Annotated in this window: 12 protein-coding genes and 1 tRNA gene; 5 read left to right on the top strand and 8 right to left on the bottom strand. The window is 69.3% G+C overall.

Translation table 11 applies throughout. The features are described 5' to 3' along the window. Positions 1-90 precede the first annotated feature (90 nt). Positions 91-966: a PIG-L deacetylase family protein gene (locus AB0333_RS15885; RefSeq protein ID WP_366219661.1), complete on the bottom strand. Its 876-nt coding sequence runs from the start codon at positions 964-966 to the stop codon at positions 91-93. A gap of 38 nt (positions 967-1,004) precedes the next feature. Beyond that, complete coding sequence (locus AB0333_RS15880; RefSeq protein WP_366219659.1) at positions 1,005-2,546, bottom strand: trypsin-like peptidase domain-containing protein; 1,542 nt, start codon at positions 2,544-2,546, stop codon at positions 1,005-1,007. Positions 2,547-2,800: 254 nt separating this feature from the next. Here AB0333_RS15880 and AB0333_RS15875 point away from each other — a divergent pair, with 254 nt between their 5' ends. Next, positions 2,801-4,921 carry a TPM domain-containing protein gene (locus AB0333_RS15875; RefSeq protein WP_366219658.1) on the top strand — a complete coding sequence of 707 codons (2,121 nt, stop codon included), beginning with the start codon at positions 2,801-2,803 and terminating at the stop codon, positions 4,919-4,921. Positions 4,922-5,060: 139 nt separating this feature from the next. Continuing rightward, entirely contained in the window at positions 5,061-5,855 is a 795-nt protein-coding gene (locus AB0333_RS15870; RefSeq protein ID WP_366219657.1) for a PspA/IM30 family protein, read from the top strand. Between the two features lie 170 nt (positions 5,856-6,025). On the opposite strand, the gene AB0333_RS15865 is transcribed toward AB0333_RS15870, so the two are convergent. The 3 genes from AB0333_RS15865 to AB0333_RS15855 form a co-directional block, all read right to left on the bottom strand. After that, positions 6,026-6,099: transfer RNA gene (locus tag AB0333_RS15865), tRNA-Met, on the bottom strand. Positions 6,100-6,337: 238 nt separating this feature from the next. Next, a complete protein-coding gene (locus AB0333_RS15860) occupies positions 6,338-9,301 on the bottom strand; it encodes a UPF0182 family protein (RefSeq protein WP_366219656.1) in 2,964 nt (987 codons plus the stop codon). Between the two features lie 377 nt (positions 9,302-9,678). Next, positions 9,679-10,860 carry a S16 family serine protease gene (locus AB0333_RS15855; RefSeq protein WP_366219655.1) on the bottom strand — a complete coding sequence of 394 codons (1,182 nt, stop codon included), beginning with the start codon at positions 10,858-10,860 and terminating at the stop codon, positions 9,679-9,681. A 218-nt stretch (positions 10,861-11,078) separates the two neighbouring features. On the opposite strand from AB0333_RS15855, the gene AB0333_RS15850 reads away from it, so the two are divergent. After that, complete coding sequence (locus tag AB0333_RS15850) at positions 11,079-12,506, top strand: zinc-dependent metalloprotease (protein WP_366219654.1); 1,428 nt, start codon at positions 11,079-11,081, stop codon at positions 12,504-12,506. A 57-nt stretch (positions 12,507-12,563) separates the two neighbouring features. Here AB0333_RS15850 and AB0333_RS15845 read toward each other — a convergent pair whose 3' ends face one another. After that, entirely contained in the window at positions 12,564-13,265 is a 702-nt protein-coding gene (locus AB0333_RS15845) for a M48 family metallopeptidase (protein ID WP_366219653.1), read from the bottom strand. 240 nt (positions 13,266-13,505) lie between these two features. Here AB0333_RS15845 and AB0333_RS15840 point away from each other — a divergent pair, with 240 nt between their 5' ends. After that, on the top strand, positions 13,506-14,597 hold the full coding sequence (locus AB0333_RS15840) for a ThiF family adenylyltransferase (protein WP_366219652.1): 1,092 nt from the start codon (positions 13,506-13,508) through the stop codon (positions 14,595-14,597). An 85-nt stretch (positions 14,598-14,682) separates the two neighbouring features. Here the strand turns inward: AB0333_RS15840 and AB0333_RS15835 are convergent, their stop codons facing one another. Next, positions 14,683-16,869, bottom strand: a complete 2,187-nt coding sequence (locus AB0333_RS15835) for an ATP-dependent DNA helicase UvrD2 (protein WP_366219651.1) — start codon at positions 16,867-16,869, stop codon at positions 14,683-14,685. Between the two features lie 20 nt (positions 16,870-16,889). After that, positions 16,890-17,900 (bottom strand): NAD(+) diphosphatase, encoded by a 1,011-nt coding sequence (gene nudC, locus AB0333_RS15830; RefSeq protein WP_366219650.1) that lies wholly within the window; start codon positions 17,898-17,900, stop codon positions 16,890-16,892. 197 nt (positions 17,901-18,097) lie between these two features. Between nudC and AB0333_RS15825 the strand changes: the two genes are divergently transcribed. After that, positions 18,098-19,501 carry a phosphotransferase gene (locus tag AB0333_RS15825; RefSeq protein ID WP_366219649.1) on the top strand — a complete coding sequence of 468 codons (1,404 nt, stop codon included), beginning with the start codon at positions 18,098-18,100 and terminating at the stop codon, positions 19,499-19,501. The last annotated feature ends 7 nt before the right edge of the window (positions 19,502-19,508 follow it).

Raw genomic sequence — 19,508 nt, 5'->3', positions numbered from 1 at the left:
CATCACCCGATTCTCCCAGCCCGCCAGGAGACAGCCCGGTCAATCCGCCGGCGTTTTAAAGATCGACCCCACGATTACTGACCCACGCACCTAGAACCCGCTGATCGTGGTGGGGTCGTTGACGCTGACCAGCTGGAAGGTCTCGACAAACCGCCGCCGGCCGTCGGCCGTGACGGCGCTGGTGGTCGAGGCGGGATGGTCCGGCACGGACACCGTCTCGGCCTGGCCACTCGAGTCCGTCGTCCCGGTGGCGGCAGGGGGGCCCGCTGCGGAAAGCCACTCCCGGTGCAGCTGCTCCATGCCGTCCAGGACGAAGGCTTCCATCGCCGCCACATCGGGGTGCTGCGAGGCATGGAAGCGCAGGGCGGCCAGCTTGTCCTGTTCGAACCCGGTCACGTCCACGGCGAGATTGGACCGCACCGCCGGATGGCCGTACATCACCAGCCACTTCAGGTGGAAGGCCTCCAGCCCCCGCGCGGCCAGCTCCGGATAGGCGAAGGGGTTCTCCACCGCCGGGTAGCTCGCCCGCACGACCGCCTCACCGGCGGCGAGGTGGTCCGGATGGGACCGCTGCAGTCGGTCCCAGTCCCGCTCGGGGGACATGGAGAACACGGCGTCCGGCCGGTGGCGGCGCATCGCCTCCACCACCTTGGCCATCACGGCGTGTGAGGGCTCCAGGTAGCCGTCCCGCTCCCCCAGGTACTCCACGTCCTGCACACCCAGGTGGGCAGCCGCCTCCCGTTGCTCCCGATGCCGGCGCTCCGTCATGGTGTGCTGGTTCTCGGTCTCGAAGCCGCCGGCGTCCCCGTCCGTCATGACCACATAGGTCACCTCGACGCCGGCTCGCGTCAGCCCCGCGATCGTCGCGGCGGCTCCGAAGTCGAGATCATCGGGATGGGCGCCGAAGGCCAGGACCGTCGTCCATCCGTGGTCGGCAGCCAATTCGGCTGGTTTCGTGAGAGGCATCGTCAGCGGCGTCATGTCCTCCATGGTGCCCTCTGTCGCTACTCCTGGTTCGCATCCGAGACGAACGTGACCTCGGCGGACTGGTCCTCGCCGTCCCGGGTGAAGTGCACCGTGGCCGTGTCGCCTTCGGGGTACTCACGCACCACGGCGGTCAGTGACTCGCTGTCCGCGACGGGGCGGTCTCCGACGCCGGTGATGACGTCCCCCTCCTCGATCCCCGCCTGAGCAGCTGGGGACTCCGGGACCACCTCGACCACCCGGGCACCCGCACTGAATCCTCCCGAGGACAGGGCGTTCTGCTCACTGGTGCCGGCGCCACTGGCCTCGGCACTCGGTTCGGAGCCGGCCGGGGTGGCGGGCTGGGGCGTGACGGAGACGCCGAGGAAGCCGTGGGTGGCCTCTCCGTCCTCGATGAGGTCCTGAGCCACGCGCTGGGCGTAGTCCGCGGGGATGGAAAAGCCCACGCCGATGTTGCCGGAGGAATCCGCACCCGAGGCCCCGCCAGCGGAGGCGATCGCCACGTTGACGCCGATCAGCCGTCCCTGGGCGTCCACGAGTGCGCCGCCCGAGTTGCCGGGATTGATGGCGGCATCGGTTTGGATGACGTTCATGAAGATCGAGCCTTGGGCTTGCGGCTGCTGCTCTTGGGGGGCGGGGAACCCCGGGATCTCGAACTCGGGCGCGTCCTGGCTGCCGCCCTCCCCGCTGTCCTCCGGTGCGGCCGAGGAGGCCACGGAGATCGTCCGGTTCAGTTTTGAGACGATACCGTCCGTGACGGTGCCGGACAGCCCTAGAGGAGCACCGATGGCGATGGCGGAATCGCCCACGTTCAGTTCGGAGGACTGCCCCATCTCGATGGGAGTGAGTCCCTCAGCCTCGATCTTGACGACGGCGAGATCGGACTCCGGGTCGGTCCCGACAATACTGGCGGTGTGCACGGCGCCATCGGCCGTCTGGACAGTGACGTCGGCATCCCCTGCCTGCCCACCCAGCGTCACCACGTGGGTGTTGGTCAGGATGTTTCCTTCGTCGTCGAGGATCACGCCGGAGCCAGACCCGGAGCCCTGCCCGGCCGCGACGGAGAGGGTCACCACGGAGGGGGCCGCCTTGGCGGCTGCGGCCGTGACGGCGGTCGCATCCTCCGAGCGATTGATGTCCAGACCGTGGCCCTGTTCCTGGACGGAACCCGTGCCGGCCGAACCGGCATTGTCCTCCGTGGCCGCGTTGACGCCGACGGCGACACCGCCGCCGGCCAGGCCGGCGATGAGCATGCCGGCGACGAGGGCACCGACGCCGACGCTGCGGCGCTTCCGCTCCCGGCTGGCGTCGTGAGGGTGTGCCTGGTGAGAGAAGTCCTCGACGGGTGCGCCCGGTCCCGCCGCATCCATGGCCGGCTCGGGGCCCTCGGTGTGGGGCAGGGACTGGGTCTCGTTCCAGCGGGGGTAGGGCTCCCTGCTGGCCGAGAGCTGTTCGGACGACCGGGCCGACGTCGGCGGGGTCTCGGGACGCGGAGGGACGGCAGGCGTCCCCTCGTGCTGCCCGCCCGTACCCTCGGTGCCGTTGTGGTCCGCTTCGTTCATGATCGTCGTCCTTTCCTGCCGGATCTCCCGTGGTGGGTGGCCCGTCGTCGTGGTCGGTCAGGCCGCCCGGGCCCACCGCACCGTCTATCCTGCCGCTCCATCCTGTCTGCTGGGATCGTGTTCGCTGAACGAATCCTGAGTGCATGCTCGACGGTTCGCCGACGGCGCATGCGTCTTCATGGCGAACGTCCGGAATCGCCCCATAGACTTCTACTAGCAGCCACCATCCCACGTGTACCCCTGAAGGGTGATCCATGAAGTCCCAGGCCCTTGCGGTGCAACCGCGCCGTCTCTCCCCCGCCGTCCTGGCCTCGAGTGCCCTGCTGACCTCGGGACTGACCCTGACCGGCGGACTGGCCCTCGCCGAGGCGGCCCGGGCTGAGGCGCCGGTGGACATCCCGCCGGGCACTTTCGTGGTCGATGAGGCGGAGGTGCTCACCTCCGCCGAGGAAGACGAAATCACCCAGGCCATCAACCAGCTGCGCTCGGAAGAGGGGCAGAACCTCTTCGTGGTCTACGTGGATGAGTTCACGGATGAATCCGGGCAGACGATGGACCGAAACGCATGGCTCACCGATGTCGCCGAGGCCAAGGATCTGGGTTCCTCCGACTCCATCCTCGCCGTGGCGGTTGAATCACGAAGCTATGCGTACTCCGCGACCCAGGCCAACAGCATCGGCCCCTTGACCACGGATATCACCGATGAATACATCGTCCCGGAACTGCCTGCGGTCGGCGAGGATGACTGGCAGACCGTGGCGTTGTCCACCGTGTCGGGAATCGAGGATGCCGCCGACGGTCGGGTCAACGGACCCGACTCCGGCGGTGGTGCAGGCGGGTGGATTGCCGGTGGCCTGGCTGTGGTCGCGCTGGCCGGTGGCGGATACGCCCTGATGCGCCGCAACAAGTCCAAGGCGGAGCACCAGAGCCAGTCCGCTCGTGGGGCGCAGGGGCCGAAGGATCCGCTGGACGAGATGTCCGTGAACGATCTGCGCACCAAGGCCGGCTCCATGCTCATCGGTGCCGATGACGCGATTCGTTCCTCCGAGCAGGAGGTCGGCTTCGCCCTGGCATCCTATGGCGAGAAGTCCGTGGAGACCTTCACCCAGGACATCGAGATCGCCAAGGACCACATGCGGGAGTCCTACAAGCTGCAGAACCAGCTGGACGACCACATCCCGGACACGGAGGAACAGCAGCGGGCGTGGCTCAAGGACATCATCGCCCGGTGCCAGGCCGTCAACGAGTCGCTGTCCGCGCACACCAAGGAATTCGACGAACTCCGCGACCTGGAGAAGAACGCCGGGGCAGCCCTGGAATCCCTCAAGACCCGAGCCGATGAGGTGGCGGACTCGGTGGCGCAGGCCGAGCAGGGCCTCGTCGACCTGCACACCCGTTACGCGGACGTGGCACTGGTCGAGGTCAACGACAACGCCACGCAGGCCCGGGAACGCCTGGAGTTCGTCCGGGCCGCCGCTGCCAAGGCCGAGGAGTCCCTCACCTCCGACCCGTCCACCGCCGTGCTGGCGATCCGGGCCGGCGAGGAGGCCGTCTCCCAGATCTCCACACTCGTGGAGGCGGTGGCCAAGGCTCGAGGGCACCTGGAGAGCGCCATGGAGAACCTGGAGACCGGGGTCAACCAGTCCACCCAGGATCTCGCCCAGGCCCAGGCCCTCGTGGACGCCGGCCGACACCCCGAACTGGCGGGGCCGGCGGCCGGCCTGCAGCAGACCCTGTCCCGCGTGAGATCCGAGATCGCCGCGGGCCGCCCGGCGCCCTTCCGGCTGCTGCAGTCGTTGGAGCAGGCCCACCGCCAGCTCGACGCACCCCTGTCCGGCATCCGCGACCGCCAGGAGCAGGAGCGCCGGGCCGCCGCCGCCCTCCAGTCCACCATCAGGCAGGCCCAGGCCCAGATCGACGGCACCCAGGACTTCATCGCGGCCCGCCGCGGTGCCGTGGGCAGCCAGGCCCGGACCAAGCTGGCCGAGGCCGAACGGACCCTGCAGGACGCCGTTCGGCTCTCGGGACAGGACCCGGTGACCGCCTTGAACCTGGCGAACCAGGCCAGTTCCCTGGCGGACCGCGCCAGCCAGCTGGCCCAGCAGGACCTCAATCAGTGGGGCGGCTACGCCGGCGCCGGTGCCGGCCACGGGGGCCGTGGTGGCTACGGTGGTGGCGGGGGTGGCGGCTTCGGCGCCGGGCTCGGCGGGGCCATCCTCGGCGGCATCCTGATGGGCGGCATCCTCGGCGGGGACAACGACCACGGCGATTGGGGCGGCGGTGGCTTCGGTGGCTTCGGCGGCGGCGGTGGCCTGGGCGGCGGGGACTTCGGCGGTGGCGGTGGTCTCGGGGACATCGGCGGCGGTAGCTTCTAGGAACGGACATCCGGACGACACAGTTAAGAGATTTCCCGGCGCCGCGGGGCACCGGGGCCCAACGCCCGTCAGCGGGACACGGGAGACAGAACCGGCGGAGAAACCGCCGGTCCTCACGGAATGAGCGGAAGGCGACAACGTGGTAAAGCAGTCCATATTCGGCCGAATTGCAACCCTGGCCAAGGCCAACATCAACTCGATGCTGGACAAGGCCGAAGACCCGCAGAAGATGCTGGACCAGATGGTCCGCGACTACACCAACAGCATCTCCGAGGCTGAGGCCGCCGTGGCCCAGACCATCGGCAACCTGCGCATGATCCAGGACGACTACAACGAGGACCTGGACGCCTCCAAGAGCTGGGGCCAGAAGGCACTGGCCGCCTCCTCCAAGGCCGACCAGTTCCGCACTTCCGGTGACACGGCCTCCGCGGACAAGTTCGACAACCTGGCCAAGGTCGCCATCGAGCGCCAGATGGATGCCGAGAAGTCGGCCAAGGCCGCGGAACCGACCATCGCGTCGCAGACCGAGATCGTGGACAAGCTCAAGGACGGCTTGGACAAGATGAACGACAAGCGCCGCCAGCTGGTCTCCAAGCGCGATGAGCTGACCGCCCGGGCCAAGTCCGCCCAGGCGCAGTCCGCGGTGCATGATGCCGTCAAGTCCATCGACATCATGGACCCCTCCTCCGAGGTCAACCGCTTCGAGGAGAAGGTCCGCCGTGAGGAGGCCCGCGTGCGTGGCCAGAACGAGCTGGCGTCGTCCTCCTTGGATGCCCAGTTCGAGTCCCTCGAGGACCTGGGCGAGCAGACCGAGGTGGAGGCCCGCCTCGCCGCGCTGAAGGCCGGGGGCACCCAGTCCCTGACCGCCGGCAACGCCGCGGACACCGGCGAGGCTGAACTGGACTACTCCGAGGGTGCCACCCGGTCCAACTGATTCCGGTATCCAGGTTCCGGATTCCGTTCCGGTCTACCGGCCCGGGCCACGACGTCGGCCCCTCCCCTTTCCCGAGCCCGCCAGGGCCAAGGGCGAAGGTGGGGGGGCCGACGTCGTCCCCGGGCAGCAGAAAACCCCCGAACCAATGGTTCGGGGGTTTTCTCTTCTCGTTGCGGGGGCAAGATTTGAACTTGCGACCTCCGGGTTATGAGCCCGGCGAGCTACCGAACTGCTCCACCCCGCGGCGACTCCTATGACTATACGGGGGTCGTGGCCGGAAAACCAAATCGAGGCCGCCGTGATGTCCACCACTGGCCAGCGCCCATTCATCTCGCCTCCACCGCACGGCCACCAAGCCGCCCCCGACCGTCCCGGGAGGCCTGACCGGAGCCGATGGACGGCCAGCGGAGACAGCAGCAGGGGCCGTCCCCCGGATCACTCCGGGCGGCGGCCCCTGCTGGGAAGGAGGTGGGGTCGAGGGGTCAGCCCTCGGTGCCCTCCTCGGCCGGCGGCTCGGTCTGCTCACCGTCAGCGGGCGCCTCGGCGCCCTCGTCCGGCGTGGCCTCGCCACGGATGGCCTCGTCGGCCTCCAACGCGCGGGACAGGGCGTCGTTCAGGCGTGTCTGGGCCTCGCCGTAGGCGGTCCAGTCTCCGTTGGCCATGGCCTCTTCGGAAGCCTGGATGGCCTCGTTGGCGTCGGTCAGGGCCTGGCCGAGTTGTTCCTGCGCGCTCTGGCTCTCCGGCGGGGAGGGCTGGGAACCCGGTTCCTCCGCGGCTGGGTCGTCGATCGACGAGTCGTCCGTCGGATCCTCACCGGAGTCCACGGTGGCACCGGAGTCGCCGCCGAACACCTGGTCCATGGCCTCCTCCAACGTGGGAGCGAAGCCGATTTGGTCCTCCCCGAAGGACACCAGCACCCGGCGCAAGGTCGGGTAGGACGTGGTGCCCGTGGACTGGATGTAGACGGGCTGGACGTACATGATGCCCTCCGCCACCGGCAGAGTGATGAGGTTTCCGTTGATGACCTCAGACGCACCCTGGCGCAACAGGTTGAGTTCCTGGGAGACCTGGGCGTTGGAGTCGAACTGCGCCTGGGCCTGGCCCGGACCGGGTATGGAAGTCTGGCGTGGCAGCTCCAGCAACTGCAGGTGGCCGTAGTCCTCAGATTTCACACCGTCCTCGCCAGTGCCGGCGTCGCCATTGGCGGCCAGGTATCCGTAGAGCACGTTGCGTGTCTGGGCGTCCTGCGTGACCTGCGGGATGTACGTGCTGGTCAGCTGGAACGCGGGCTCGTCCTTACCCGGCATGCGCAGCGTCATGTAGTACGGCGGCACCTTGACCGTGTCATCATCCTGGGTCGGATCGGCCGGCACGGACCAGGCGTCGTTGTTCTCGTAGAAGTCCACCGGGTTGGTCACGTGGTAGCGGCCGAGCAGCTCCCGCTGGACCTTGAACATGTCCTCGGGATACCGCACGTGGTCCATGAGTTCGGCGCTCATCTCCGAGTACGGCTGCAGCGAGGTCGGGTAGACCTTCTGCCAGGCCTTCAGCAAGGGGTCCTCCTCGTCCCAGGCGTACAGGTTGACCGAGCCGTCATAGGCGTCCACGGTGGCTTTGACGGAGTTGCGCATGTAGTTCACCTGGCCGGACAGATTGGCGGTGGCGTCCGTGTTCAGGCCGTCCCTCGTCGCCGAGTCCAGCTGCTGGGCGGTGGAGTACGGGAACTTGTCCGAGGTGGTGTACCCCTCCACGATCCACTGCACGCGGCCGTCCACGATGGCCGGGTAGGCGTTGGAGTCCACGGTCAGATACGGAGCGACCTTCTGGACGCGCTCGATCGGGTTCCGGTCGTAGAGGATCTGTGACTCGGAGTTCACGTCCGAGGACAACAGGATCTCCGTGGAGCCGAATTTGATGGCATAGACCAGCTGGTTGAAGAAGCCGCCCACGGACGGACCGCCCTCACCGGTGAACGTGTAGGTGGTGTCCTGGTCACTGGCGGCATCCTGCGGACGGTCACGCTCGCGCTCCGGGGCCCCCTCGGGGGCGCCCACGATCGAGTAGCTCGGGGAGTTCATGCCGAAGTAGATGCGCGGCTCATAGGTCTCATCGCTGCCCAGGGCACCCGAGGTCGGGATCCCCGAGAGCAGGAAGGACGGGCGCCCACCGGCGGCCACCTCGGAGGCGTCCGCGGCCACCATGCCGTAGCCGTGGGTGTAGGTGATGTGTTGGTTCACCCAGGACGAGGTGGGGTCCACGTTCACGTCACGCACGGAGAGAATGGTGTCCTGGGACTCGCCCTCCACGTCGTAGCGGTCCACGTGCAGGGTCTCTGGGAAGGCGTAGTACGGGCGGAACTGCTGCAGCTGGCCGAACGTCCGCGAGAGCAGATTCGGGTCCATCAGGCGGATGTTCGAAGTGCTGGCCTCTTCGCCGGAAAGGCTTCCGGCTGCGGCCTCGGTCTCGCCTGCGTATCCGGTGGACTCGACGTCCGCGAGACCGTAGGCCTCACGGGTGTGCTCGATGTTGCGGTTGATGTAGTCCTGTTCCAGCGTCACCTCGGAGGGCCTGACCTGGTACTCCTGGATGAGGAACGGGTAGGCCGCACCGGCCACGATCGCGGCGATGACCAGGCCCGCCGCGCCGACCAGCGAGATCCGCCACTTGCCGGTGATGGCCGTGACGATGAAGAGGATGGCCACGAGGGCGGCGGCCACCGCCAGGATCGTGGAGGTTGGGATCACGGCGTTGACGTCGGTGTACATGGCACCGGCCCAGTTCCCGTCCTGTGACTGGAGGGTCCGGAAGCGGTTCAGCCAGTAATTTCCGGCCTGCAGCAAGAGGAACAGGGCGACGAAGACGCCCAGGTGGATGCGAGCCGGCGACTCGATGACGATCCCGCCCTGCTCCTTCACCCGGATGCTGCCATAGAGGTAGTGCACGAGCAGTCCGGCGATGCCGGCGATCAGGACGACTGACACCAGGAATCCGACGATCAGGCCGAGGAACGGCAGGGTCGCCATGAAGAACATGAAGTCCAGACCGAACTCCGGGTCCACCTGGCCGTAAGGCTCCTGGTTGAAGAACAGCAGCACGTCCTGCCATCCGTTCATGGCGGCGGACCCGGCGAAGAACCCGATCACCACGGGGATACCGATGAACACCAGGCGGCGCATGGGCTCGAGCTGCTTCTGGTACTGCGCCAGGGAATCACGGGTCTGGCTCTGCAGGTTCTGCGGCCGGGACCGCCACGCCAGCCACATGGACAACCACACGGCCGCGCCCATGAGTACGCCGCCGATCGCGAACAAGGCGGCGCGGGTCCAGATCTCGGTCCAGAACACCTCCGAGAAGTCCACCTGGTTGTACCAGAGGACATCGGTGTAGACGCCCGAGAAGAACATGAAGGCGACCACCAGCACGGCCAGCACCACGATAGTGAGCACCAGCGCCGAGGGACGGCGGGAGCCGGCTGGGCGGTCCCCGGAGGAACCCCCGCCGCGTTCGGCCGGCTGCCCCGGTCCACCAGGACGGCCAGGACCCCCCGGACCGCCGCCTCCCGGGCCACCGAACAGGCCGCCGGAGCCCCCTGTTCCGCGGTCGTTGCCGCGTCCATCGTCCGGTCCTCCGAAGAGACCGCCAAACCCTTGTCCGAAACTCACGTGTCCTTACCCATCTGCGCCCTGGCGCCGGTCGTGTCCTGCACTGCGTTGGCGGCCTGGTGTGGCCACCGAAGTCTCTGGTCTTGCGTTGTCCTGCGTGTGCTGCGAGCGCTGCATGTCCTGCCTTGCACCGCGCCGTGCCTCACCCCTCGCTGCACCTGTCAGCCGCAGGTCGGCGCCTGCGGCGTTTCACCACTCCCCACGGTCTCGACCACGGTCCGGGCCTGTTCGAGTGTCGCCACCGAATAGACCTCGATCCCCTCGGGGACGCTGCCCGCCAGCTCGGCACAGTTACCCTCCGGGGCCAGGAAATGACGCGCCCCGCCAGCCTGGGCGCCGGCGACCTTCTGCACGATGCCGCCGATCTCCCCGACCGTGCCGTCCGGATCGATGGTCCCGGTGCCCGCGAGGTGCTGACCGCCCGCCATGGCGCCGGGGGTCAACTCATCGACGATCCCGAGCGCGAACATCAGCCCGGCGCTCGGACCACCGACGTTCTCCAGCGTGATCGCCACGTCCAGCGGAAACTCGAAATCCGAGTCCAGAAAGACGCCCATCAGCCACTCCCCCTGGGCCCCCTCATAGACGGGGACCTCGACGGTGCGCTCCTGGCCGTCCCGGACGATGCCGAGGTCGACCGGTTCACCGCCGGAGTCGTTGAGCCGGTTCTTCAGCCCCTCGAGCCCGGTGACCTCGATTCCGTCCGCGGTGACCAGTTGGTCCTCCGGCTGCAGCAGGTCGGTCGCCTGGGAGTCCTCGGTGAAGCCGGCGACGAACAGGGTCTGGCGGTAGTCGATGCCCAGGTTCTCGAGCGCGGCCGCCACGGCCCAGCTCTGGGAGGTGGCCATGGCCGCGGAATTCTCGGCGTTGACCTCCTCCGAGGTGGTCCCGGAGGGGTAGACGAGTTCCTGCGGGATGACGGACGCGGTCGGATCGACCCAGCTGCGCATCACGTCCAGGAACGTGGTCCAGCCGGTCGGGGCACCGGACACGTACACCGTGGTCAGATCCAGTTGGCCCTCCGTCGGATAGGTCTCGGCACCGTTGACGGTGATCACCGGCTCACCCTCGAATTCGCCGATGGTGTTGAAGGTCGGCCCCGGCGACTCGATGATGAACGGGCTGGGCAGGGCCACGGCGGTCAGTGTCAGGAGGCCGGCCACGGCACCGGCCACGGCGGTGATGCGGCGACGGCGACGGCCGGCCCGGCTGCGACGCGTCCAGGCTGTGAGGTCAGTGGCGTCTCTGAGGTGGGCCGCTTCGGCCGGTGCGTGGTCCGCGAACGGGGTCACGGAGCCGGGCACGGCCGACGGCGACGTCGGCGGGTGTCCGGTCTCTGACACGTCAGGGCACCTGTCTTCACGAAAACTGCCCCGGGGCGGTGGGTCCGCCGACCCGCGGGCAGAGGCGTACGGCCCGCTGTCCGGGCCGCTCTGGTCTCACTCCATTCTAGGGGGTCCGCGCACAGGGTGTGGCTCGGGACGCACTGGCCCTGTGCGCCCAGAGTGAACCGGTGGATTCACTGCGGACACGGTCAGGGCTCGCCGATACGCTGGTGGCCATGACGAATCCTCCGAACGGCCCCGGTTCCCACGACGGCGAAGACCCGCTGTCCGACATGCTCCGCCGCATGTTCGGCGAGGGCGGGCCCGATGCCGAGGAGCTGCGCCGTGCCCTCGAACAGATGGGCGGCGCCGGTGGGGCCGGAGGTCCCGGAGGCCTTCCGTTCGACCCCTCGCAGCTGGACCCGGCCATGATGAGCCAGATGATGCAGCAGTTCCAGACCATGATGCAGTCCTCACCCGAGGACGGGCCGGTCAATTGGACCCTGGCCCGGCAGTCCGCACGCCAGGCCGCCGCCGGACAGGATCCGACCGTCGGCACCTTCGCCCGGCGTGAGATCGACGAGGCCCTGCGGCTGGCGGAACTCTGGTTGGACGGTGCCACGGAGATCGAGTCCACCGGCCTGCTGGGCAAGGCCTGGTCCCGCGCCGAATGGGTCGAGGCGTCCATGGACACCTGGCAACGACTCACCGAACCAGTGGCCGTCTCCATGTCCGAGGCCATGTCCCGGGCCATGAGGGACCAGCTCCCGGGCCAGGTTCCCGAGGAGATGAAGGGCATGCTGGAGGGCATGCAGCCGATGCTGCAGAACATGGGCGGCACCATGTTCGGCCTCCAGCTGGGCCAGGCCGTCGGCGCCCTCGCCCAGGAGGTCCTCTCCGGAACCGACTCGGGATTCCCGGTGGCCGGGCACCAGTTGGCCATGGTCCCGGTGAACATCGAGGAGTTCGGAGACGGGCTCGAGGTCCCGGACGATCAGATCCGCATCTACCTGGCCCTGCGGGAAGTGGCCCGCATGCGCCTGTTTGTGCACTCCCCCTGGCTGGAACGGGACCTGTACGCGGCCATCGAGCAGTATGCCTCGGGCGTGCACATCGACATGTCCAAGATCGAGGAGGCGGCCCGATCCATCGACCCGTCCGATCCGGAGTCCATGCAGGAGGCCTTCGCCGGGGCATCGTTCATCCCCGAGCCCACCGGGACGCAGAAGGCGGCACTGGAGCGCCTCGAGTTGACCCTCGCGCTGATCGAGGGCTGGGTGGACGTCGTGGTCACCGAGGCCGCCAAGCCCTTGGACGCGGCGAATGCCCTGCGAGAGACCATCAACCGGCGTCGGGCCACCGGCGGCCCGGCGGAGCACGCCTTCGGCACCCTGGTCGGTCTGGACCTGCGGCCACGCCGGCTGCGTGAGGCCGCCGCTCTCTGGGAGAAGATCGGCGAGGCCAACGGTCGCGAGTACCGAGACACCATCTGGCGCCATCCCGACCTGCAGCCCACGGCCCAGGACCTGAACGACCCGGACGGCTACGTCTCGCGGCGCGAGGCCCGCGAACAGGAATCGGCCGGTTTGGACGACGAGTTGCGCAAACTCCTCGACGGCGGCTTCGACGACGGCGACGGCGCCACCCGGGACGACACCAAGTAAGAGGACGTCGGACACGGAGCCGGGAAGGACAAGACTGCGGGACGGTCAACGGCCCCGTCAGTCGATCCCCGCACCGGCGTCCGGTTCACCGTTGTCCGGCCCTCCGTTGTCCGGCTCTCCGTCCGGCCCGGTCAGCCCCCGCCCTGTCGCGTGGCTGACGCCGTTGAGGAAGGCCATGGCCTCCTTCTGCCGCGGATAGCGTTCCGCCATCGCGTGGAACGCCGCCGAATGGTCACCGTGCTTCAAGTGCACGAGTTCATGCACGAGGACGCCGTCCAGCACCCACCCGGGCATCCGGGCCACCTCGGCGGCGATGCGGATGCGGCCCGTCGACGGTGTGCAGGAACCCCAGCGGCGCTGTTGGCGGGTGGACCACACCACTTCACTGGGGTCCACCTCGCCGCCCAGCCAGGTGCGGGCCAGTTTCCGGGCGCGGGCCAGGAGATCCCCGTCCGAATCGGGTCCTGCCGGTTGGCGTGAGGCCACCTTCTGCAGCATCCGGCGCGCCCAGTCCCGTTCCGCCTGAGCGCCCAGGCCCATCGGCACGGAGACCTGGACCCGGCCGTCACGCCAGGCAGCGGAGATGGTGCGGGTGCGCCGCGAGGACCGCACGATCCTCACGACGGTGCCATCCACCTCCAGATCTTCGACCTCCCGGCCGTGGCTGCCCGGCCCCGACGCTCGACGACGGCCGGTCCCGGACGCGGTGCGGGCCGGGGTGCGCGTGGTGGGCCGGGCATCCGGCCGTGAGGGCGTCATGGTCCCATTCTGCCGGTGCCCCCGCCCGGGTGCGGACATCGACTCCCCCTTGTGGATAACCTCACGGACCGGATCGGCGTAGGTGCCACGATGAGACGACGACCCGTTCCGGAGCTGGGACCGGTCGGCGTCAGCCATCCCGGTTCCGCCGGGGCAGGGGGTCGTCCGACGACGTCCGCCCCTCCGCCCTCCCATCCCTCCATCCCTGCGCCCCTTCCATCCCTGACGAAAGAGGATTCCATGCGTCTCGACCCCGGGCTCACGCTGCTTCACGTCGCCGAGGACATCATCCAGATCGGCTCGGGAACGCGCTCCACCCAGCTCTCCGGCTGCTCGGCAGCTGCGGTCGAATACCTGCAGCGGCTCGTGGACGGGATCCCGGACGGACAGGAGGCGGACACCGCCCGCCGATGCGGCCTGGATCCGGCCGATGCCCGGGGCCTGGAGGCGTCCCTGGAGGACTTCCTGCGGTGGCATGATCAGCCCGCGCGCGCCGGTGCCGGCCATGCCGCCGACCTGCTCGCCGACGATCTGGCGCTGGTGCTGGCCCTGGATGCGGCGCCCACCGGCGCCGGTGGCACCGAGGACGCTGACGGCGCCCATGGCACCCCCGACGGCCGCAGCACCGACGCACTGGAGCGCGTGTCCGAGGTCCTGGACCGCCGCCAGCGCATCCAGGTCCAGGTTCTGGGACTGGGGCGCACCGGGTCCGTCATCGCGCGGGTCCTGGCCGCCGCCGGCATCGGCCGGCTGGCAGTGTGGGATCCTCAGGCAGTGACAGCCGCTGATCTCGGTACCGCCTACCTGGCCCCGGACCTCGGCCGGAGCCGGCCCGTCGCGTTGGGACGGCGCGTGGACGACGCCGGCCTCGGCACCGTGGTCCTGCCGCTCACCTCCCCCGTGCGACCGGGCCCCGGCGGCGCCCTCTCCGTCAGCGTCACGCGGGGTGCAGCGGATTATGACTACATCGCCCTCGCCCGCACGGCCGACCATCCGGTGTTGCCGGTGGTGATGCGGGACGACGACGCCCTCATCGGGCCCTGGTTCGTTCCCGGTCAGGGGCGCTGTCCCCTGTGCTGGGACCTCGCGGCCCGGGATGCGGACCCGCATCGGAGCCGGCGGACCGCAGCCCTCCTGGAACACCGGGCCGGACGCGAGGACGTGGCCGTGGCGACCACCGCGGGCGCCCTGGCTGCCCGCCAGGTCATCCGGTGGGCCGAGACGGGAATGGCTCCGGCCGGTGCGGTCCTGCACGTGCACGGAGACGGCAGCCGGATCGACACGCTCACCGTGGTCACCCATCCGGAGTGCGGGTGCGCCGTCCCCGGATGATCCGCCGTCAGGGCGTCAGACCGTCAGGTCAGCCAGACCCTCAGGCCGTGGCACCACGGGTGTCACCCCGGAGGCGCGACGGTTGTCAGGCCGTCGGGGTGCCGTTGACGAGTTCGAGCACATCCTCCCCGTACTTCTCCAGCTTGGACTTGCCGACCCCGGCGATGCGCAACAGCTCGGCCGGCGTCTTCGGTGCCGCCTCGGCGATCGCCACCAGGGTGGCGTCCGTGAACACCACGAACGCCGGCATGGAGGCCGCCTGGGACGTGGAAAGCCGCCACGCCTTGAGATTTTCGAACAATCCCTCGTCGTAGGTCGGCGGGCAGTCCAAGCACCGGCCGGTCTTGCGCTCGGCACCGGTCTCCAGCAGGGCTCCGCAGGAGCGGCACTGGGCCGGTTGGGCGCGCTTTCGGCCCGAGCCCCGCCCACCGGGACCGGACGCGCCCGCGGTGCCGGGCCGGCGTCGGCCCTGGCTCTGGGCCCCTTGCCGGGAGTCCGCCTCGGGATCCAGTGAGTCCAGGAAGCGGGAGGGCTTACGAGTGGAGCGCCCCCCGGTGCCGCGGGAGAGGGTCCACGTGAGGAACAGGCGCAGCCGGGCACGGGTGATGCCCACATAGAGCAGGCGCCGTTCCTCGTCGATGTCCTCCTGCGTGTCCGCGAAGCTGATCGGCATGAGGCCCTCGGAGAGCCCGACGAGGAAGACGGCATCCCATTCCAGGCCCTTGGCCGAGTGGAGCGAGGCCAACGTGACGCCCTGGACGGTGGGAGCGTGCTGGCTGGCCGCGCGTTCGTCCAGCTCGGCCACGAGATCGGTGAGCGTGAACTGGTCACCACGGGTGGTGGCCAGTTCCTCAGACAGGGCGACCAAGGCGTTGAGCGATTCCCATTTCTCGCGGGTGGCACCCGACGCCTGCGGAGCCGCCTCGGTGTAGCCCAGGGACGCCAGGACGTCCTTGACCCGGCCGGGGACCTGATCACCGGAGACGTCCTGGGCGGACCGGGCCGCGGCCCGCAACTGCAGGATGCCGTCCCGGATCTCACGTCGGGAGAAGAACCGTTCTCCACCCCGGAGCTGGTAACCGATGCCGGCGGCGGCGAAGGCGGACTCGAACGCCTGGGACTGGCCGTTCGTGCGGAACAGGACCGCGATCTCTGCAGCCTGGATGCCCTCGTCGAGCAGCTGCTTCACCTGGGCAGCGATCCAGCCGGCCTCCGCCTCGTCGTCCGAGCATTCGGCGAACACCGGCGCCGGGCCGTGGTCTCGCTGGGACACGAGCTCGAGGGGTTCAGCCCACCGCGGCATCGGACCCCGGACGCCGCCCGGTCCCGGCACCGGCACCCGTTGCCGGGTGCGTTCGGATAACAGCCGGTTGGCGAGGTCCACGATCTCGGGGGTGGACCGGTAGTCCCTCACGAGCTTGACCATGGTGGTCTCGGGGTGTTCCTGCCGGAAGTCCAGCAGGAAGCGGGAGGTGGCCCCGGTGAAGGAGTAGATGGTCTGGGAGGCGTCCCCGACCACACACAGCTCGTTCCGTCCCCCCAGCCAGAGATCCAGCAACCGGTGCTGCAGGGGTGAGACGTCCTGGTACTCGTCCACGATGAACACGCGGTACTGGTCCCGCACCTGGGCGGCGATCTTCGGCTCCGTCTCCAGGATGCCCACCATGATCAGCAGGACGTCCTCGAAGTCGATCAGATTCCGGTCCGTCTTGACATCTTCATACCCCTGGAACAGCCGGGCCACGCCGTTGGCGTCCCACCCGGTCGGCATCTCCCGACCGGCCGCTGCGGCGGCATACGAGTCCGGGGTTCGCATGGAGACCTTGGCCCACTCGATCTCCCCGGCCAGGTCCCGCAGCGCGGCGCGGTCCGTGGTGGTGCGCAGACGCCGGGCGGCTTCGGCGAGCATGTTGACCTTGTGGTCCACCAGCTCGGGGACCGCCCCGCCGACCGCCTGGGGCCAGAAGTACTGCAGCTGGCGCAGGGCGGCCGAGTGGAAGGTGCGCGCCTGGACCCCATGGGTGCCGAGGTCCCGCAGCCGGGTGCGCATCTCGGCGGCGGCCCGGGCCGTGAAGGTCAGCGCCAGGGTGCGGTGCGGGTCATAGACGCCGGTCTGCACCCCGTGGGCGATGCGGTGGGTGATGGCACGCGTCTTGCCCGTTCCGGCCCCGGCCAGGATGCACAGGGGTCCGTTGAGGGTGGTCGCGGCTTGGCGCTGCTCGGCGTCCAGGCCTGCCAGGATGTCTGTGGCGATAGCGGGGTGGTCGGTCACGGTCCTCCGGAGGGTGTCGTTCAGTTCTGCAGTGTGCGCGGTTCGGGCAGCGGTCCGCCGAACCAGTGTTCGATCAGGGCGCGGGAGATGGACGCGGCCCCGGGGATGGTGATGTCTCCGCTGGCCACCGTCTCCTCCAGTTCCGCTCGCGTGAACCACCGCACGTGGGCGACCTCGTCCCGGTCCGCGTCGGCTTCGTCAGGATGGTCCGTCACCGCCGTGTAGCCCAGCATGAGGGACTGTGGGAACGGCCACGGCTGGGACCCCAGGTACACGGGCGAGTGGATGCGCAGGTTCGACTCCTCGTGGACCTCACGGATGACCGCTGCCTCGAGCGACTCCCCCGGTTCCACGAAGCCGGCCAGGGTCGAGTACATCGCGGGCCCCCAGGCGGCGTTGTTGCCCAGCAGCACCCGGTCATCCCGGTCGGTGACCGTCACGATGATGGCCGGGTCGGTGCGCGGGAAGTGCTCCGAGCGGTCCAGGGGACACACCCGGACCCACCCTGACTGGGTGATCTCGGTCGGGGCACCGCACCGGGGGCAATGCGTGTGACCGGCATGCCAATTGGCGATCGCCACGGCCTCCACGAAGACCCCGGCGTCCCGGTCCGTCAGGGCCGCCGCGGCGTCCCGCAGGCCGACCCACGCGACGTCCTCCGGCTGGTCTACGGGCCGGCCGCCGGCCTCTCCCCCGGTGAGGGTGGGCTGCTCCTCGGAGACGAGCAGGATCAGTTCGGCCCGTGACCGGGTCTCCTGATCGCTCCCGTGGATCTCCTGCTCGACGCCGGCCGTCGACCGACCGAGGTACACGGCATCGTGCGGCAGGTCACCGTCCGGGCGGACGAGAACCAATTGACCGCCGAGCACGGGCGCACGACCGCCGACCAACCACAGGACCCGAGCTTCTGGCTGCACCCAGACCTGGTCCAACCATCCCTCGCGGGACCGTTCCTCGCAGCCCCGGTCCACGTTCTCCCGAGCCAAGGGAAGTCGGCCGAGTGCGGGCAGGATGTCGTCCGAGGTGTGCATCCCTCCACGGTACCGCCCAGTGCGGACGCCGTTGCGTTGATCCGCTTCCGGCTGTGGACCAGCCCCGCATCCTGGTGGAGCCACTGCTGCACACCACCGCCGTGTCCGCCGCGGCCGGTCATTCGGCGACTCGCCGCACTCGAGCTCCTCTGCTGCCGGGGCGGGAAAGTACGGTGGTGGGTGTGAACCGTACGCCCATGGAACTTGCTGCTTTGGCCAGCGCCGCCATCCCCGATCTGTCCCCGACCGGTGTGGTCGGCTCCCCGGACGATCCCCGGGACTTCTCGGCCGCCGTCGTCTTCGACCGCCAGGGAAGCCGGTGGCGGGTGCGGTCCCCGCTGCACGAGGAGGCGGCGATGCGGCTGGAGACTGAGCTGCAGGTCCTGTCCGGCTTCACGCCCGGCATCCGCGCCGGGCTGCCGTTCCGGGTGCCGTCCGTGGCCGGGGCGGTTCGCCTCGACGGCATGCGCACCTTCGTCTACCACGACATGCCCGGCGAGGAGATGGAGCTCGAGGACCTCACCGAGCTCGGCGGCAAGACTCCCGATGACATCGGCCGGGTGATCGCCGCGGTGCACGCCCTGCCGGCCGCCGTCGTCGAGAACGCCGACCTGCCCGTCTACACCGCGGACCAGTTCCGTCAGCGCCGCCTCAATGAGCTGGACCAGGCCGCCACCACGGGCCGCATTCCCGCCGTACTGCTGCGTCGCTGGGAGAACGCGCTGGAGGAGATGGAACTTTGGGAGTTCTCCCCCGTGGTGGTCCACGGGGACCTGCACGAGGACAACCTGCTCGTGGACCAGGCCCGACTGGTGTCGGTGACTGGATGGACTGATCTGCACATCGGCGACCCGGCCGAGGACTTCGCCTGGCTGGCGTCCTCCGGGAATCAGGAGTTCACGGACCAGGTCGTCACGGCCTACTGGCAGCATCGTTCCGGTGGAACCGTCCAGGACGGGCACCTATTGCGCCGGGCCGTCTTGGCGGCCGAGTTCGCCCTGGCCCAGTGGCTTGTCCGGGGCATCGCCGCCGATGACGAGGAGATGGCCGCCGAGGCCGAGGCCATGTTGCAGGAGCTGGAGGCGGACGTGGAGGAACACGGCGGGCAGGTCATCAGCGCTGCCCCCACCGGGTCGTCCGCGGGGCGCGCCGCCGTTGAACCCGTTGTTGAGCCCGTTGTTGAGCCCGCTGTTGAGTCCGGCGTCGAACCCATGGTTGAAGCCGCTGCGCCCCCTCAGGACGGTGCCGCTGCCAGCATCGATGTTCCTGCTGACGATGATGACACCGGGGAGGGCGCCGACCATGACGACGCCGTCATCATGGATGACGCACGCTCCCCCGAGCAGGACGGCGCCGATGAAGAGCCGGGCGCAGTTCAGCCGGTGACGCTTGGGGCGGAAGCCGATGGCTCGGAGGATGAGCTGGTGCCGGACGAGCTGACGGCGGACGAGGCCGAGTCCCGCCACCCGAGCGAGGCGGAGGACCCGGAGGATGCTGAAGACCACGCCGCGGCACCCCACCACGAGGGGCCCCCGACGACGGCCCTCAACCTGGACGAGGTCCGGCAGCTCGACATCCGCCGGACCACGAACCCGTCCTGACCGGGCT

Source organism: Citricoccus sp. NPDC079358 (assembly GCF_040702545.1).
Lineage (GTDB): Bacteria > Actinomycetota > Actinomycetes > Actinomycetales > Micrococcaceae > Citricoccus.
The sequence above is the reverse complement of the archived record's forward strand: the minus strand, read 5'-3'. Positions and strand labels throughout refer to the sequence as shown.

Excerpts from the sequence above, each read along its gene's own strand:
- AB0333_RS15885 (WP_366219661.1), bottom strand. The coding sequence starts at position 966 with ATGCCTCTCACGAAACCAGCCGAATTGGCTGCCGACCACGGATGGACG.
- AB0333_RS15880 (WP_366219659.1), bottom strand. The coding sequence starts at position 2,546 with ATGAACGAAGCGGACCACAACGGCACCGAGGGTACGGGCGGGCAGCAC.
- AB0333_RS15875 (WP_366219658.1), top strand. The coding sequence starts at position 2,801 with ATGAAGTCCCAGGCCCTTGCGGTGCAACCGCGCCGTCTCTCCCCCGCC.
- AB0333_RS15850 (WP_366219654.1), top strand. The coding sequence starts at position 11,079 with ATGACGAATCCTCCGAACGGCCCCGGTTCCCACGACGGCGAAGACCCG.
- AB0333_RS15845 (WP_366219653.1), bottom strand. The coding sequence starts at position 13,265 with ATGACGCCCTCACGGCCGGATGCCCGGCCCACCACGCGCACCCCGGCC.
- AB0333_RS15840 (WP_366219652.1), top strand. The coding sequence starts at position 13,506 with ATGCGTCTCGACCCCGGGCTCACGCTGCTTCACGTCGCCGAGGACATC.
- nudC (WP_366219650.1), bottom strand. The coding sequence starts at position 17,900 with ATGCACACCTCGGACGACATCCTGCCCGCACTCGGCCGACTTCCCTTG.
- AB0333_RS15825 (WP_366219649.1), top strand. The coding sequence starts at position 18,098 with ATGGAACTTGCTGCTTTGGCCAGCGCCGCCATCCCCGATCTGTCCCCG.